This window comes from Ramlibacter agri (assembly GCF_012927085.1).
Taxonomy (GTDB): domain Bacteria; phylum Pseudomonadota; class Gammaproteobacteria; order Burkholderiales; family Burkholderiaceae_C; genus Ramlibacter; species Ramlibacter agri.
The window spans coordinates 1,430,817-1,446,514 of record NZ_JABBFX010000001.1; the positions used below are offsets into that span (position 1 = coordinate 1,430,817).

The following is a 15,698-nucleotide window of genomic DNA, read 5'->3' on the forward strand; positions in this document are numbered from 1 at the left end:
CGGATGACGGTATGCATCGCCTCCACTGGACCGAATGTGACTTCGTGGTCGTCGACGTCGAGGGAAACGGATGCTCGCCGCAAGATATTGTGGAAGTCGCCGCGGTGCACATCGACAAGGGACGCGAGCAAGCGACACGCGTCTGGATGGCGCGCCCCTGTCGGCCAATCACGACGCAAGCCACTCGCGTTCACGGCATTACAAACGAGCACGTGGCAAGAGAGCGTCCATTCGCTGATTTCGCCGAGGAAATCAGGGCCGACCTAGGCTCCGCGATCATTGTGGGGCATCATGTCGGAATTGATCTGAGCCTCTTAGCTCGCGAAATTCCTAATTGGCAGCCTGGCACGAGCATCGATACGCTCAGGCTGGCAAAACATCTATTTCCCACGTTTGGTGGCCACTCGCTGGAAGCGCTCACTAGACGGCTCGGACTCAAGGACACCTCGGTCTGTCATCGCGCCCGAGAGGACGCCCAAGCGACAGCGCGTCTGTTCATCGAGTTCGCGTCGAGGTTAGCCGGTCAAATGCATCTGGATCTACTCACGCTCGCGCGACTGGGAGCCAGTCGCGACGATCCGCTTCTTCGAGATCAACAGGGAACATTGTTTTAATGACAATCTATCTCGGTATCGCTGGCACGCATTCGACTGGCAAGACTACATTCGTTCAAAATGTGTTGCAGTTGGCCAGAGAACATCAACTCTCTGCGGCTGTGGTGAGCGACACCGCAACTAGATGCAGGGACGCGGGGTTTCCCATTCTCAAAGACCACACCTTTGAGAGCACGCTCTGGATCATGACCTCCGTAGTCAAGGCGGAGCTTGAGGCAGGACTAAGGGCTGAACTCGTCATCGTCGACCGTCCTGTTCCCGATGCGTTAGGGTACCTCGAAGCCGCGCTGGCTGCGACCGGTCGACACGTCACGAGTGAAGAGCGCGCCTATCTCTACGGACTCGCGGCGCACCATGTGAAGCGGTATGGGCTTCTTCTCAAGACCACGCTGGATGAAACAATCCCCCTCGGTCCCGACCGAGACCCCGACCTCGGGTTCCGCCGTGCAGCCGATCGGCACATCGAGGCCGCGCTTTCCGAAATAAGTACCTCCTGGTTTGACCCAAATGCTGATACCACACAGCAACGTATTCGGTCATTGCTCACCGAGCTCGGATCGAGCGCAAGGGGATAGGGGACATCCCTTCACAGTCGTCTTGCGCGGGGGACGCGTGCATCAGCGGGGATGCGCAGTTAACCGCCGCTGCGATCGGCATAGAACAGCTGATGGCCGTCCGTCAGCCATCGCCAAAGGTGGCGCCAGCGTCGGCTGACGAGCCGCACTAAAACGTGGCTAGTGGCTACCTCCGGCAACTTGCATGACGGCAAAGTGCTGCCGTGGCCGTCTGGGGCAATGCGGCCTATAGCGGCCAGGGTCCTGTCATCCAGCAGCATACGCCCTGGGCGCAAGACTCCACCCGCGTACAAGTACCTTAGCCAGATGCAGCGCCAGGTAAATCGCAAGCGCTCCAAGGTGCGCGCCCGCGTGGAGCACACTATTGGCGTGATCAGCGCGTGTTCGGGTTCGCGAAGGTTCGCTACCGCGGACTGGCCAAGAAGGGCAATCGGCTGTTCGTGACAGCCGCGTTGGCCAACCTGTACATCGTGCGCAGGCCCTTGCTGCAGCTTGCCAAGGGATAGCTGCGCCCGAGCAGCACAAACAGGACCCCGGAGACCCGAAGAGGGACCTGAAACTCATTTCCTGATAAGTAAATCCCGACGTGCCAGCCCGCCGCCGGAAATCAGGGCCTGTTCAGAGTTTCCCTAGCGCCGGAATGCTGGAGGGCACGCCATCGGAAATCAGCCAGGAGTGCCAGGAGAAGCGCACGATCGTCGCCTTGTAGCAAGATGCTTAGGAGCAATGGCTGCACGGCACCCACAAAAGCAGCACTGGGCGCGCTGCGGGCAGCTATCAATGCGCGCACACGGACCTGCCGGCCTTGGGGTGGGAGCGGTATTGGAGAATGCGCACGCATGAATTGATTGGTCAGTGCAAGTTTGACCTGCGCTTCATACCCTCAGGCTTTTTGCTCGCCCCCACTGGGCTGACTCAGTAAGCCGGAAGCGCCGATTCGCCGTAGGGGAAGGGCCATGAAATCTCGGGCGGCTCCGAGGGGAAGATCGGTGTCGGGCCTAGCAGCTCCCTATTGGAACCAAAATATTAACTTGACACCGCTTGTACTGTCGCCGCTTTTCGAGGATATTTGCCCGAAATCCAGCAATGGGGGGTCAAAGGTGCGAAAGTTTTTGGCTGCTCTGGCACTAGCTTGCGTCCTGCCGCATTGTCTCGCTGACGATTCAAGCTGTACCGCCAAGAACGATAACAACGACGAACGCTGCTCCATCAGCTGCAGTACAGATGAGGCAGCGGTGTGCAGCGACGCTACAGGTAGTGCCAGTCCAACGTGCAACTGCGTTCCCGCGAACCGGTCGCGCGCGAATCGAACCGCCGTCAAGCGCTTCTACTTCCTCGACCCAACAAAAGGTAGCGGAAAAAGTGGCAGCACCATCTCGAGGCCTCCAGCATCAGCAGCACTCTTCATGGCGGACGTTGAAAACCATCCAGAAGAGATGGCTCAAGTAACTAACGTCACTGAGTCGATTAACGCAAAGTTGGCTGCACAGGGTGACTTTCACTTGCGCGACGCATGCCACGAAGAAGACGCTGGTCGAGTATGCGAGTCGTCGTCAAAAACCGAGCGGCTCCCCTTTGAATGTCCGGTGCTGCCGGCCGTAGGCAACGCCGCGAACGAAAAGCAAGCGGTTCTTCCGATCTGCGGACCGCCACCCCGCCCCTACTGCCACAACATTAAGAAAACCGTTTGCAGTCCGGTTATGGGGAAACTGACGGTTTCCGGTCCGTTCACGGTAATTGCTGGACCTACAGCAACAATCGACCCTCCCAACTGGGAAGCGCTTCCCTTGAAGATGCTGGGTCTCAGGCTGACGTTTACGAACTGCACGCCGAAGGATCAATTGACAACCTTCCGCCACACTGAGAACGTCCAACAGGGAGCACAGGTTACCAAATCAAAGACGCTTCAGACTTCAATAAAAATCGATCAATCAATAGGGTTCGACTTCTTCGGCGACGCGAAGACGACCATTAGCTTTAGTAGATCGACATCGATCACGGACTCGTCCACTGAAAACTATCGAACCGAGCATGCCCTTGAGGTTACCCAGCCGGTCACTGCGGCCGCCAACGGACTCACTACGGCAACTCACTATTGGATCCAACGAGACGTTCCCATCAAGTTCAAGGGCACCGTCAAATTGGACGCTCCTCTGGCTTCAAACATGGCGGGAGTCAACCGCATTTCACAAGTGCTGAAGCCGGAGGATTTGGTTTTTGATTTTGCCGGCATCGTACGAGATTCGACTTTCGAGGATACGACAGTCGCTATGCACTATCGCTCGATGACGAAAGCAGAGTGCAATGCCTCTCCAGGTCTGAGGGTGTCCTCTGAACCGTACGCTAAAGCCTGCGACAAAGGGGCGTGTCGAAACATTGCTGCTGAGGTGAGGTAGATGCGCCACTACATCAATCTTGAGTCTGGGAACGTTGTCGAAGTGGAAATCAAGCCTGCTGCAGGCGGAGACGGCATAATAGTTTCGAAGAAGTTCGTGCCTAAAGATACTACTGCGCAAGTGATGCGCTCGGTAACTTGCACCTGCAGGGACTCGGATGGACGAGCGTATAGCGTGACCGAGGATTGCCCAAGTGACAATAATATGTGCGACTGCAGTGACCCGCAGGATCCGCGTGTTGAGTGCGGAGACTCATGATTGTGCCGCTCTACCGCTGCGCCTACCTTGTGAGCACGGCCGGTTTCCCTCCTGATGGCTTGCCGGTTGCATGTCCCCGACGCCTACTCAGTAGCGCAGGGGGCCATGCCTGCCTGAGTCGAGATCGACTGCAGTGCAACGCGTAGACTCGAGAGCCTTGGGCGAAGCGTAAACGCGCGGCGATCCCGTCTTGACGACGGCAGCAGCATCAGCCCGCCGCCGCAGCCACCTGCCAGCGCTGCGGCAGTAGTTCGTCGATGCGATTGGCTGGTTGTGTGGGCAGCCGCTCCCGGACGTCGCGCAGATACGCGAAGGGTCGTGTCCGTTCACTCGGGCCGAGAGCACAAGGCGCATGATCGCGGCGGCGCGCTGCCCCCGCGAAGCGATCCGGCGAACAGCCAGTCGGAACGTCCGATCGCAATCGGGCGGATCTGGTTCTCCACCCAATTGTTGTCGGCGGGCAGGTCGCCGTCGTCGGTGTAGCGCATTAACGCCTGCCATTGGCCCAGGGTGTAGTCGATCGCCTTGGCGGTGGCCGAGCCCTCGGGCACCTTCTGGCGTTGTCCGGTCAGCCATCGGTGCATGGCTTCGGCCACCGGTCGCGAGCGTTCCTGTAGTATTCGTTTTCGCTCGCCTGGATCCAGTGATCTTGCCCCCGTATTCCCGGACACGTTCTAGTCGCAACTTAGCGCCGGTTCCTCTTGCCTGACTTGGCGCGCCTGGGCGGCTTGTAGCCGCCTGAACTCCCTGGGGGATCGCATTTTCAACGACGAATGCGGATGCACCTCATTGAAGTGCTCGAAGGCCGCCGGCAACTGCGCCATCACTGTGGGCGCGTCGGTCAGGTCCATGCGGCTGACGTAGTCGCGCTTGAACGTGTTGACGAAGCTCTCGGCCATGCCGTTGCTCTGCGGGCTGCAAACGGGCGTGTTGATCGGCCTGAGCCCGAGCTGGCGGGCCACGCTGCGCGTATCGGCGGCGATGTACGCGCCGCCGTTGTCGCTCAGGAACTCCAACTCGTGGTCGGCGGGAATGGCTTCGACGGCTCCGAAGCGCCGCTCCACTGCTTCGATCAGCATCTCGCGCACCGGCTCGCCAGGCAGGCCCTTGCCCTCCCAAGCGCGCCAGGCCATCACCTCGCGGTCGCAGCAGTCCTTGGCGAACGTGGCCGTCACGGTCTCGCCGGAATCGCACTTGATCTCGAAACCGTCGGAGCACCAGCGCAGGTCGCTGCGGTCCACCGCGACCACGCCGTCATGCGGCCGGCTCGATTGGCGCCGGCGTGGCGCCTTGGGCAGCAACAGGCCTGCTTGCGCCATGACCCGGTAGACGCGCTTCGGATTGACCCGCGCCGCGCCCTCCTGGGCGCGCTGGCGATTCACCAGGGCGCAGGCGCGTCGATAGCCGTAGCTGGGCAGATCCGCGACCTGCTCACGGATTTCAGCAACCAAGTGGGCGTCCGTCTCCGGCGTGCGGCCGGTTCGGCCATCGCGCCAGTCCTCGGCGCGGCGGTGCAGTTCGTGGATGTGTGAGCGCGCCAACCCCAGCACCCGGCAGACCGTCTTCACAGGTCTTCCCGGGCAACAAGGGTGAGCGCGCAATCCACTTTTTTTCAGCCGCGTACCCCACGGCTTCCTTCAGGATTTCGTTCTCCAGGGTCTTCTTGCCCAGCACCCGCTGCAGCTTGGCGATCTCCGCGCGTGCGGCCGCCAACTCGGAGGCCGGGACCACGGCCTCGCCGGCGGACACCGCGGTCAGGGCACCTTGCCGCTCCAGCTTCCTCCACTGGAACAGAAGGCTGGCGGCCACGCCCTCCTGGCGCGCCACCAGCGACACGCTCATGCCGGGTTCGTACGTACGCCGCACCAGCGCTTCCTTCTCCGCGGGGGACCAGCGCCTGCGGCGCTGGTCTTTCAAAATCACCTCTACAGAGTCCGTATTCCTAGTCGTACTCACAGTCCTACTCCTATCTCGAACGATAAGCGATAGACCGTGTCCGGGGAATCAGGGGGCTATCTCACCAGCTGGTGGACCTCACGCTCGATCTCGTACAGCTGCAGGAAGAACTTCAACGCCTGCTCGCCCACGGTACTCTGGTGATTGACCCACAGCTCGTGGAACTTGCGCGGGGCGCCAGGCAACCGGCCTCGGTCAAGCCCATTTCGAAGCAAGACTTGTAGCCGTTGAAGTCGTCGCACACCAGCTTGCCGTGCCAGCCGTCTTCGCCAGGCAAACCCGAGGAAGTCGCGCGCGTGCTGGCCGCCGCGGCTGTCGGCGAAGTCGAACACCACCGCCCGCGTCGGGTTGTACGTCGTGGTGCAGTAGCTCCACAGGTACGCGCGATGGGTCTTGCGGTTGCCCGGCTTGAGCATCGCCACCGGCGTCTCGTCCGCATGCACCACGCCGTGGCGCAGCAGCTCGGTGCGCAGCGCCTGCACCAGTGGCTGCAGTTGCACGCCGCACTGGCCCGCCCACTGCGCCAGGGGCGAGCGTGGCAGCTCCATGCCGGCCCGGGAAAAGATGCCTTGCCCTTCTTGGCTTGGTGCATCTCCGGATCGCGCTCGCCTTCAGCGTTCTTTGTGGAACTGGGCGCGGCAATGATCCTGGCGTCCACGATGCTGCCGCGCTTGAGTAGCAACCCTTTGCGCGCGACCAGCGCGTTGACAGCCCTGAAGATGTCGTCGGCCAGGTCGTTGGCCTCCAGCAGGTGCCGGAAGTTCAGGATCGTCGTCTCTTCCAGAATCAGTTCGTTCAGGCTCAGGTGGGCGAACCCGCGAAGCGAGGCGATCTCGTAGAGGGCCTCTTCCATCGCCGGGTCGCTCAGAGCAAACCAGTTCTGCCTCAGGTGCACCCGCAGCATCGACTCCAGCGTGTATGGCGTGCGACCGGGGCCGGCCACGGGGTAATGCGGCTCAATGATGATCTTGAGCAGCACCTTCCACGGCACCACCTGCTCCATCTCCTCGAGGAACACCTCGCGCCGCGTCTTCCTGCGCTTGCCGGCGTACTCCACGTCCGAAAACTGATCTGGCTCATCGCGCAGGTTCTTTTGCGTCATTCAACGCGCCGCGGCATGATCGGTGGACCCTTCAGACTTTCCCTAGCTTGGCAGATCGAGCCGAAAGATCCAGTCCGAGTAGCTTTTTGCGCGAGCGAAACCCTCGTAAGGCCGCGAGAATCCACCGCTCTTGATCGGGGATTGTTCGGACGTGCTGCTGACGCCCAGAATTTGGCCGTTCGCCATCAAGAGCCGCCAGTCTGCGCGGCCGGTCATCGGATCCAGATAGAGCCGACGCAGATGCTGGATCGGCACCGGAAACCGCTGATCTGCGAGCAGCTCGTCGAGCGACCTGGGAAGTGCGCGCGCGCCCCCAGGTGGAATTGAGTTGTAGTAGGAGAGAAGGGCCTTGCGAAACTGGTCACCCACGAAGAGCAACTGTTCTTCCTTCTCGCGTCGCGCCTGTGTACCTTGAGATACGAACAGGCTGCTGGCTGCGAGTGAACTCACCAGGATAAATAGCAGGACGGCCAGCAGCATGGCTCCTGTCTGCGTTCGCCGGCGTGAGATGTGGCTTCGCACTACCAGTCGCCCAGTTGCGACCCGTCCAGCGCGCTGCCGCCGGCCTTGGACGACACGTCGAAAACGTCGTTTCCGCGTGAGAAATCCCCTGGCGGGGAGCCGTAAGCACGCAGGTTCCAGGTTTCGGACGCCGGCACTGTGCGATCCGGGAAGAACGGGTCTCGAGGAATCCTCCGCAGAAAGACAACCGGTGTGACGCTGATCCCGAAGGCTGTGGAGCGAGGAACTCCGTTGACGAGCGACTCGAGACTGGAAGGGTAGCCTGAATCCCCCGTCTTCTTCTCGATGAGGCCTGCGTCGGCGGCTGCCTTGTACTGGTCGATCGCCTGACGGAGCGTGCGAAGGGAGAGTCGCAGTTCGGACTCCTTGGCACGCGCTTCGACGAGCGCGGCGTAGGGCAGGACGACGGTTGCCGCAATGCCGACAAGCGCGAGCGTCACCAGCATCTCGACGAGCGTGAAGGCGGCACTTGCGCGCTTCATTGAGCAGGCTCCTGCGCCACGGGGGTGGATGCAGCGGCCTGCGCAGGAATCGCGATGTCGAAGACGCCAGTTTCGCCGGTGGGGGAGGCGATCAGCGTCCAGCTCACCGAGCCTGATACGGGGTCGATGGGAACGCGCCGGAGGTACTGCCGCTGTACCAACTCGCTCAGATCGGTCGGGTAACGGCCTTGGTCGCCCTTGAACTTGTCGATCGCATCGCGCAAGACCTCCATGTTCTGCTCGCGCGCCTTCTCCCGCGCCCTGTCGGTGCTGCCCAGGTAGCGGGGCAGGGCGATCGTCAGCAGCATCGCGAGGAGGGCGAACACAACCATCAATTCGACGAGTGTGAAGCCCTGAGCAGACGAGCCGCTACGCCTGGCACGTCGCATAGGGCTACTTGCTCGGTGCCGGGCGAACATACATTGCGGGCGGCGTCGGAAGGGCCTGCGCTGGCGGCGGGATGACCTGGACTGGTAGCGGCGCGGTGGCACCAATTGCATCGCTTGGTGCTGCTGCCGCGGGTTGTGTGAAGGCCGCAGCGGTCGTTCCTGTCGTGCCCGCTGCTCCTGGCGCCCCTGCAATGATGCCCGCTCCGCCCCCACGAATGATCGTCAAGGGTTCGGCAAGAATTGGCCGTTCGCGGGGGACGTTGTATGTACCGCTGAAGATGTTACTGACGTCCGCGGAACGCGCGGCCAGGTTCCGCACGATGTGGGGTGTGATCGCCAGCACGATTTCGCTTTGAGAACTAGTCCCTGCGTTGTTGCCGAAGATGCGCCCGATCACTGGCAGATGGCCCAGGCCGGGAATCTTGGATGCCACATTGCGGTCATCGTCGGTGATCAGGCCGCCCAGGATCTGCGTCTCGCCGTCGCGCAGCCGCAGATTCGTGTTGGCATTGCGCGTACCGATCTGGTACGACCGCCCACCATTGGAGTCTGTGAACTCCGCGGCGATGTTGCTCACCTCCAGGGCGATCTTGATGCCGACTTCGTCGTTGGAGTACACCTGGGGTTCGAACTCCAGCTTCAGGCCGACGTCCTGGTAGGTGACGCTGCCGGTCACGACCGAAGCGCCCGTGGCAATCGGTGTCACCGTGTTGGTGATCGTGGGCACACGGTCCCCGATCAGGATCTTTGCCTTCTCCTTGTTGCGGGCGCGGATCCGCGGGCTGGCCAGGATCTTCGTGTCAGAATCCTGCAGCTTGAGGTTGATGGTGGCCGAGAGCGGCGTCACTAGAAGGTCGTCCTTTCGCATCGCGCTCAGTTGGCCCCAGGTCAGGGCTGACCCACCGGGCGTGGTGATCGTGACGCTGTTCGGAGGGACGATCCCGATATTGCTGTCCCGCGCGAAGCTCACCTCCAGGATCTGGACCTCCAGCATGATTTCCGGATCGGCAACGTCGTGCGCCGCGATCAGGCGCTCGGCGAGGCGAAGCTTCTCTGGCGTGTCCCGCAGCACTAGGATGCCGGTCCGCTCGTCCGCGGAGATCTCCTTGACCTTCAACATTGTCTTGAGCATGCCCGAGAGGTATTTGATGTCGGCATTGGTGATCTGGAACGAGCGGATGGACAGATCTTCGTACTCCCCCTTCTTCGCTTCGGTGGCTGGATAGATCATGAGCGTGTTCGCGTTCACGACGCGGCGCTCCAGTTGGTTCTGCAGCAGCAGAAAGTCGATCGCATCCGCCAAGGCAATGTCCTTGACAAAGATCGAAACCTGAGCCGTGGGCTTGACATCGCGGTCTAGCAGGATATTCACGCCCACCGAGCGCGACAGCGCCTCAAGCACCGTGCGCAGTGGGGCATTGTTGAATTGCAGGGTGACGGGCTTCTGCAGGATGGCACGGGCTGCTCGCGCCTTCGCGGCCTCGGCGTCCGCCTGCGCCTGGGCATCGATCACGGCCTCCTTGAGCCGCATGGCTCGCCGGTTGTTGGGATTGACTTCCAGGACCACAAGGGCGCGCTCCCGCGCAAGATCCAACCGGCCTTCGGACAGGTAGTTCTCGCCCTCAACCAGCTGCCTTTCCGAGCGCAAGTCCTGTGGCAAGGCGACCAGTGCCGCCCGGGCGCGCGCATTGCCGGCGTCCATCTTGAGGGCTTGCTGATAGAGGGCCTGTGCGTCGGCCAGCTTGCCTTCTGCACGCGCTGCATCGGCCTGGAGCACGAGCTTACGAACCTGATCTTCCCGGCGATCCAGGTAGTCCATCCTGTAGCCGGCGTCCGTCGAGTCCTTCGCCGCGATGCCAAACGATTCGATCGCACCGGTCGTGTCGCCCGACATAAGTTGAGCGTGGCCCTTCATGTTCTGGTACGTCGAACACCCGCCGACCGCCGCGGCGCAGAGAACATATGTCAGACTTCTGGAGAGCCGGAACTTGCCGGTGGGCGGGCGCACGAGGCTGGCAGGAATGTGGGAACGCAAAGACATGGACTTCAAGGCTGGAACCGCAGCAACTGCTTCTGCATGGCTGGCAGATAGGTGAGCTCTACCTGTTGCGGCGTGATGGCGTCGATGCGATAGGTGTTGGCGAGGGTCTCCCCCACTTTGACGACCAGAAGTTGGTCGTGCTGCGTGAGGAAGGCGACCGGCACGCCACCGGCGACGTCAGGACTGGTGACGGAGCCGATGGCCTGGTACGGCATCGGCGGAATGGCGGGAGCCGCCGGAGCGGCGGGGGGCGCAACGGAAGCTGCCGGCTTGGGTGCTGACGGAGGCGCGACGCTGGCGGTTGCCGTTCCGCTCTTCGTCGAGGCTATGGTGCCCAGTGGCAGAAAGGGATCCACCTGCACGTCAGCCGAACCTGGCCAGGCGCGCTGCGGCTCAATATCCGCCGCAATGGCAGGGGCCGGCGCGGCAGTCCGCGTTGATACCGCCAACTGGCGAGACCGCGCGGGAGCGGCGGCGCGTTCACTGTCTTCCGCAGAACGGGTGATCACCAGCCATAGGAGGATTGCAGCGACGCCAAGCAGCAGGCTGATGCGCATCGGGGGCATGCTCATGGCAGGCGTTCTCCTCCCCGATACACGAAAGCCAGCGTGAAGGTGGCATTGATTTCGCGTTTGGTCGCGTCGGGCCGGTCCAGCCGCAAGTCGGAGATGTACGCGTGGGGTGCGTTGGAGAGAATGGCCTGCAACAGCAGCTTGACCTGCGGGTACTCGTCGTGGGCGGACAGGCGAACCCGGCGCACGACAAGGTTGCCTGCCGACCGATCGGGGGCGTCGTATTGTGCCGTGAGGAGAGAGACGTCGAAGCGCTCAGCTAGCTGGAAGACATCTCGAACGTCATCAACGTGCTGGTCTCCGTCCGCCGCGTATGTCGCAAGCCGAGATGCTTCGTCTGCGGCTGGTGCTGTCCTTCGGGCGGCTGTCAGTTCGCGGTTCAGCGTGGCCGCGCGCCTGGAGATTTGCTCAGCGTCCGCTCGCGTCAGACTGGCTGCCACGAACAGGACTGCCGCTGTCAAGCAAAAGACACCGGCAAGTCGCGCTGGCCATCTGGCTCGGCGCATCGTCGCCACGGCGCGGTCGATGATGCGCAGGAAGCGGGCCTGTGGCTTCATCTCTGCGGAACCCGTGTCTGGAAGCTGAGCCGAAAGCGCACTTCCGCCGAATCGCCCTGTTCCCGCTTCTGGTCCAACAACCGGGCGTCGTCGACGTCTGGCCTTGCATTCATCGCCTCCACGAGCGCGAGAGCAGCTTCGGTCGAACGCGCGCGCGCAGTGACGGCCACCTCCCAGCGGCCTGAATCGGCAAGGCGTGACTGCAAGGAGTCGAGCGACACTTCGCCCTTTGTCGTTGCCGCCGAGGCCTCGACCGCCGCGAGTGCCGCGTCCCACGGTGCCTCCAGCCGCCGCTGCAGCGATGCGGAAGCCTCGCGCTTCCCTGACTCGAGCGTTCCCTTCGGCGCCGCCTGTGAGGTGAGCGCTGGCGCCGCGTCTTGCCGCCGGCGAGCACGGTCCAGACGCGTCAGGGCGTCCTCACGCAGGTCGAGACTGGCTGAAAAATCCAGTGCGCCTGTGATGAGTGCGCCTATGGCTACTGCAAGCAGAACGTAGCTCGCTAGCGTGGGGCGGCTACCTTGCAAGCCAAGATCGAAGTGCCTGGATGCCATTACATCGGCCAGCTTCGACGGATCAATTCGCCGGGTTCGAGCGCGTGCGAAGCGTGTAGCCGACGCAGCAGGCCGTCTGGCGACTGCATGCTGCCGCGCCAATCACATTGGAGCGAACCACCTGCAAACGCGAATACCTGTGCGACCGCGGTGCTGCCTGGTGCTTCCCCTTCGGTCCAGACGAGATCGCGTCGAAGCCTATCCTTCCTGTGCGGACCGTTCACGGCATCGAGTGCTTCAAGAACCGCCGGCCGGACGGAAGCCAGCTGCATCCGGCGTTGTGTCGTGAACTCACGCAGATGGTTAAGGCCGTCGCGCCGGACGCAGGAGACGAGGTACCGGCCGCCTCGAGGCAAGCGCTCCCAGCGCAGCACGTGCTCATGAGGGTTCAGGTTGAGGCGCGTCTGGGCCCAAGCTTCCACCGCGCGACTCAGGTTGGCCTCGGTCTCGCGAAGGCCGGCCAGCGTCATGACGGCAACCCGGGAATGCTGGAAACCGAGCGCGACTTCCAGTTTCGCGCCGGCCTGGCTGCGAGCCTCGGCCAGTCCTACGCCCACCAGCGCGCGATCGAGGGCCGCCTGCAGCTCGCCTTCTTTGTGCGCAAAGGTCTCGGTGCACTGAAGCGTGGGTGCGCCTTCGCGGCCCCTGCGAATTCTCAAGAACGACAGAGACGCACTATGCGTGCCCTTGCGTTCAAGTTGCAAGATTCCGGAGCCAAGCGACAAGACCAAGTGCACAGCCATTTTTTCAATGAGCCGGAGTGACGCGGTTGATCTCGTCGAGCGTCGTCACGCCTGCCAGGGCCAGTGACACTGCGGAATCCCGCAAGCTCTTGAAACCACGTTCGCGCGCGAACCGCTTCAGCGTGGTAATCGGCGCTTGCTGCACCAGCAAGTCCTTCATTTCGTCGTCGATGCCGAGGATTTCAGCGATGGCTGCTCGGCCGCGATAGCCGGTGCCGCGACATTCCGGGCAGCCTTGTGCGCGCCGCAGCTTTCCGCCGCCGCTGGTCCACAAATCCTCGGACATCCTGTGCGCGATCCAGTCCTCGCGGGACGCGCTGTGCCAGGTGGCGCACTTGGGGCAGACCTTGCGAACCAGGCGCTGCGCCATGATGCCGCTGAGCGCCGCGACCAGGCTGTAGCTGTCCACGCCCATGTTCGAAAAGCGGCCGATGACGTCGAACACGTTGTTCGCGTGCACGGTGGTAAAGACCTGGTGGCCGGTCAGGGCGGCCTGCACGGCGATCTGCGCCGTCTCGCTGTCGCGGATTTCCCCCACCATGATCTTGTCCGGGTCGTGACGGAGGATCGAGCGCAGGCCCTTGGCGAAGGTGAGCCCCTTGCGCTCGTTCACGGGAATCTGCAGCACGCTTTGCAGCTGGTACTCGATCGGATCTTCGATGGTGACGATCTTGTCCAGGCCGGAGTTGATCTCGGAGATCGCGGCGTACAGCGTGGTGGTCTTCCCGCTGCCCGTGGGGCCTGTGACCAGGAGCAGTCCGTAGGGTAGATGCGAGGACTGGCGGATGAAGCCCTTGACGTCCTCGGAGAAGCTCAGGGCATCGAGCGTCAGCGAGGATCCCCCGTTGGTCAGGTGTTTGCGGTCCAGGATCCGCAGCACGGCGTCCTCGCCCGAGACGTTCGGCATCACCGACACCCGGAAGTCGATGCCACGGCGATCGAGTTCGGCGCGAAATCGTCCGTCCTGCGGGATCCGGCGCTCCGCGATGTCCAGGTCGGCGAGCACCTTGATTCGAGAGATCACCTGGTTGGCGACTTCCAGGCCTTCGATGCGCTTGATGGTCTGCATCACGCCGTCAAGCCGATAGCGGATCACCAATTCGGTTCCCTGCAACTCGAAGTGGATGTCCGAGGCACCCGACTTCAGTGCGTCGTAAAGCGTCGAATCGACGAGGCGGACGGTGCTGTTGGCCGTGGCTTCGATGGACGCCATCGAGAGCTGGATGTTCGCCTCGGTTCCACGGTCCGTTGCATGTCCATCGCCCTCACTGAGCGCGACTACCGAGTCCAGCGCGCGCAGTTCGCCCTCGGCGACCGACAGGAAATGCTCGAAGTCCTGTGCGCGCACCAGGACTCGCGCAAAGTCCCGCGGCGCCTGGTATTCGATCAGGGGTTCGAACCACGCCTGCACGTCCAAGTCGAACGGGTCGTGGCAGATGAGCACGAGCGAACAAACGTCTTCCATCGGCGGCTTGGGCCGTGCGAGCACGGCTCTGCGCCGCTTGCATTCCGCGAACGAAGCGAGCTGGAAGTCGGCTTGGAGCGTGGCGAGGCCCGCCGCATCCATGGCCTCCATCCCGAGGTAGTCCGCCAGTCGCTGGACGGCGCTGCCTTCATCCAGGGCTAACTCAGCGCATAGAAGCGCAAGCCGCTCGCCAGTTGGCGCGGTCGCGGCCCGGGAGCAAAGCTCCGCCATCTGCGCGGCGTCGACGACTTGTCGTGGCAGCGGTCGGTTCATGTCACGCTGGACGCCAAGTCGAAGATCGGCAGGTACATCAGCAGTACGACGCCGCCGATGAGTGCGCCGAACACGATCATCAACACCGGCTCGACCAGCCGGCTGGCGATATCGACGTTGCGCTGCAAGGTGCGCTCATACAGGTCGCCGATCCGATCGAGCATCTCGGGCAGCGCGCCAGTGCGCTCCGCCACGCCGAGCATGCTGGCAACCATCTCGTCGGCGAACCCGCTGCCACCCAGGGCCGTACTGATGGCCGTGCCTTCACGGATGGAGGCCAGCCCCCGCTTCAGTTGCGCCCGCGGCCGAGGGCCCAAGTGATCGAACGTGTATTCCAGCGCGCGATGGATGGGGATGCCGCGGGAAGTCAGGATCGCAGCGGCGCGGTAGGCCTGAAGCAGCTGAAATTCCGAGGACACAGTCTTGACGCCCGGCACGCGCTCCAGCAGCCAATGTCGGTGGCGCTGACTTGCAAGTATCACCGCAATGAATCCGAGCGATCCAAGGACGAGCGCGATCATGACGGGTGTGGCAGCCGGTGTATCGGCGGCGAAACGTCCCCAGGCCATGAGGAGCTTGGATAGTTCTGGAAGCCGCCGGTTGCTGACGTCGAGGACCTGCGCAAAGCGCGGCACGACGAGTCCAAGCAGAACCATCAGGACGATCGAACCAAATACGAGCAGCAGGGCGGGGTAGGCGCAGGCCCCGAGCACCTTGTCGCGCAACGCGCGAAGGTTCTGTTGGTGGCGCGCGAATCGGCTCAATCCGATCGGGACATCTCCCGTCTGTTCGCTGGCCGCCACGGTAGCAATGAGCAAGGGCGAAAATGCGCCGGACACCTCCATCGCTTGGGACAGGCGAAGTCCATGGCTGATAGATGCCTGCAGCTCACGCAGAACCTGGGCATGCCGCGATGTGCCAGCCCTGCGTGCCAATGTGCCGACCGACTCCTTGATGGTGATGCCAGCAGCGAGCAACGTGGACAGGTCCTGAGCGAACGAGATGGCATCGACGCTGCGGTGCGTGAATCGGGCGAAAACGCCGAAACCTGCGACTGGCTGATCGCGGTCGCAACGGAGGACGTCGTAACCTTCGGCACTTGCCTTCTTACGCGCGTCATCTTCCGACGCGGCATCCAACCTCCGGTCGCTTACCGCCCCAGTTCCATCCAGGACCAGCAGCCTGAAACTCGTACTCACGGC

13 protein-coding genes and 4 pseudogenes are annotated in these 15,698 nt (G+C 62.6%); 3 read left to right on the forward strand and 14 right to left on the reverse strand.

Annotated elements, in window-relative coordinates; translation table 11 throughout:
* Nucleotides 1-11: 11 nt before the first annotated feature.
* The 3 genes from HHL11_RS06885 to HHL11_RS06895 all read left to right on the forward strand — a co-directional run bounded on the left by HHL11_RS06885 (nt 12) and on the right by HHL11_RS06895 (nt 3,585).
* Nucleotides 12-614, forward strand: coding sequence for a 3'-5' exonuclease (locus HHL11_RS06885; protein WP_169417675.1), 603 nt, complete (start codon nt 12-14; stop codon nt 612-614).
* Entirely contained in the window at nt 614-1,189 is a 576-nt protein-coding gene (locus HHL11_RS06890) for an AAA family ATPase (protein ID WP_169417676.1), read from the forward strand. Before HHL11_RS06885 ends, HHL11_RS06890 begins: the two co-directional genes overlap by 1 nt.
* Before the next feature lie 1,406 nt (nt 1,190-2,595).
* Entirely contained in the window at nt 2,596-3,585 is a 990-nt protein-coding gene (locus tag HHL11_RS06895) for a hypothetical protein (protein WP_169417677.1), read from the forward strand.
* A gap of 466 nt (nt 3,586-4,051) precedes the next feature.
* Here HHL11_RS06895 and HHL11_RS06900 read toward each other — a convergent pair.
* The 14 genes and pseudogenes from HHL11_RS06900 to HHL11_RS06965 form a co-directional block, all read right to left on the reverse strand.
* A pseudogene (locus HHL11_RS06900) lies at nt 4,052-4,496 on the reverse strand (IS66 family transposase); the annotation flags it as partial.
* A gap of 21 nt (nt 4,497-4,517) precedes the next feature.
* Nucleotides 4,518-5,799 (reverse strand): annotated as a pseudogene (locus tag HHL11_RS06905) (IS3 family transposase).
* 77 nt (nt 5,800-5,876) lie between these two features.
* Nucleotides 5,877-6,386: pseudogene (locus HHL11_RS06910) on the reverse strand (IS66 family transposase); the annotation flags it as partial.
* Nucleotides 6,353-6,901, reverse strand: a pseudogene (locus HHL11_RS06915) (IS5 family transposase); the annotation flags it as partial. The pseudogenes HHL11_RS06910 and HHL11_RS06915, both read right to left, overlap by 34 nt.
* A 42-nt stretch (nt 6,902-6,943) precedes the next feature.
* Nucleotides 6,944-7,381: a type II secretion system protein gene (locus HHL11_RS06920; RefSeq protein ID WP_169417678.1), complete on the reverse strand. Its 438-nt coding sequence runs from the start codon at nt 7,379-7,381 to the stop codon at nt 6,944-6,946.
* 41 nt (nt 7,382-7,422) lie between these two features.
* Entirely contained in the window at nt 7,423-7,905 is a 483-nt protein-coding gene (locus HHL11_RS06925) for a type II secretion system protein (protein WP_169417679.1), read from the reverse strand.
* On the reverse strand, nt 7,902-8,324 hold the full coding sequence (locus HHL11_RS06930; RefSeq protein WP_425355186.1) for a competence type IV pilus major pilin ComGC: 423 nt from the start codon (nt 8,322-8,324) through the stop codon (nt 7,902-7,904). Before HHL11_RS06930 ends, HHL11_RS06925 begins: the two co-directional genes overlap by 4 nt.
* A complete protein-coding gene (locus tag HHL11_RS06935) occupies nt 8,299-10,335 on the reverse strand; it encodes a secretin N-terminal domain-containing protein (RefSeq protein ID WP_169417681.1) in 2,037 nt (678 codons plus the stop codon). Before HHL11_RS06935 ends, HHL11_RS06930 begins: the two co-directional genes overlap by 26 nt.
* Nucleotides 10,336-10,340: 5 nt before the next feature.
* Nucleotides 10,341-10,907, reverse strand: a complete 567-nt coding sequence (locus HHL11_RS06940) for a hypothetical protein (RefSeq protein WP_169417682.1) — start codon at nt 10,905-10,907, stop codon at nt 10,341-10,343.
* Complete coding sequence (locus tag HHL11_RS06945; protein ID WP_169417683.1) at nt 10,904-11,464, reverse strand: hypothetical protein; 561 nt, start codon at nt 11,462-11,464, stop codon at nt 10,904-10,906. The genes HHL11_RS06940 and HHL11_RS06945 overlap by 4 nt, the downstream gene beginning before the upstream one ends.
* Entirely contained in the window at nt 11,461-12,015 is a 555-nt protein-coding gene (locus HHL11_RS06950) for a hypothetical protein (RefSeq protein WP_169417684.1), read from the reverse strand. The genes HHL11_RS06945 and HHL11_RS06950 overlap by 4 nt, the downstream gene beginning before the upstream one ends.
* Nucleotides 12,015-12,758, reverse strand: a complete 744-nt coding sequence (locus tag HHL11_RS06955; RefSeq protein WP_169417685.1) for a hypothetical protein — start codon at nt 12,756-12,758, stop codon at nt 12,015-12,017. The genes HHL11_RS06950 and HHL11_RS06955 overlap by 1 nt, the downstream gene beginning before the upstream one ends.
* Before the next feature lie 4 nt (nt 12,759-12,762).
* Entirely contained in the window at nt 12,763-14,496 is a 1,734-nt protein-coding gene (locus HHL11_RS06960; RefSeq protein ID WP_205964223.1) for a GspE/PulE family protein, read from the reverse strand.
* Nucleotides 14,493-15,695, reverse strand: a complete 1,203-nt coding sequence (locus HHL11_RS06965; RefSeq protein WP_169417686.1) for a type II secretion system F family protein — start codon at nt 15,693-15,695, stop codon at nt 14,493-14,495. Before HHL11_RS06965 ends, HHL11_RS06960 begins: the two co-directional genes overlap by 4 nt.
* Nucleotides 15,696-15,698: the final 3 nt, after the last annotated feature.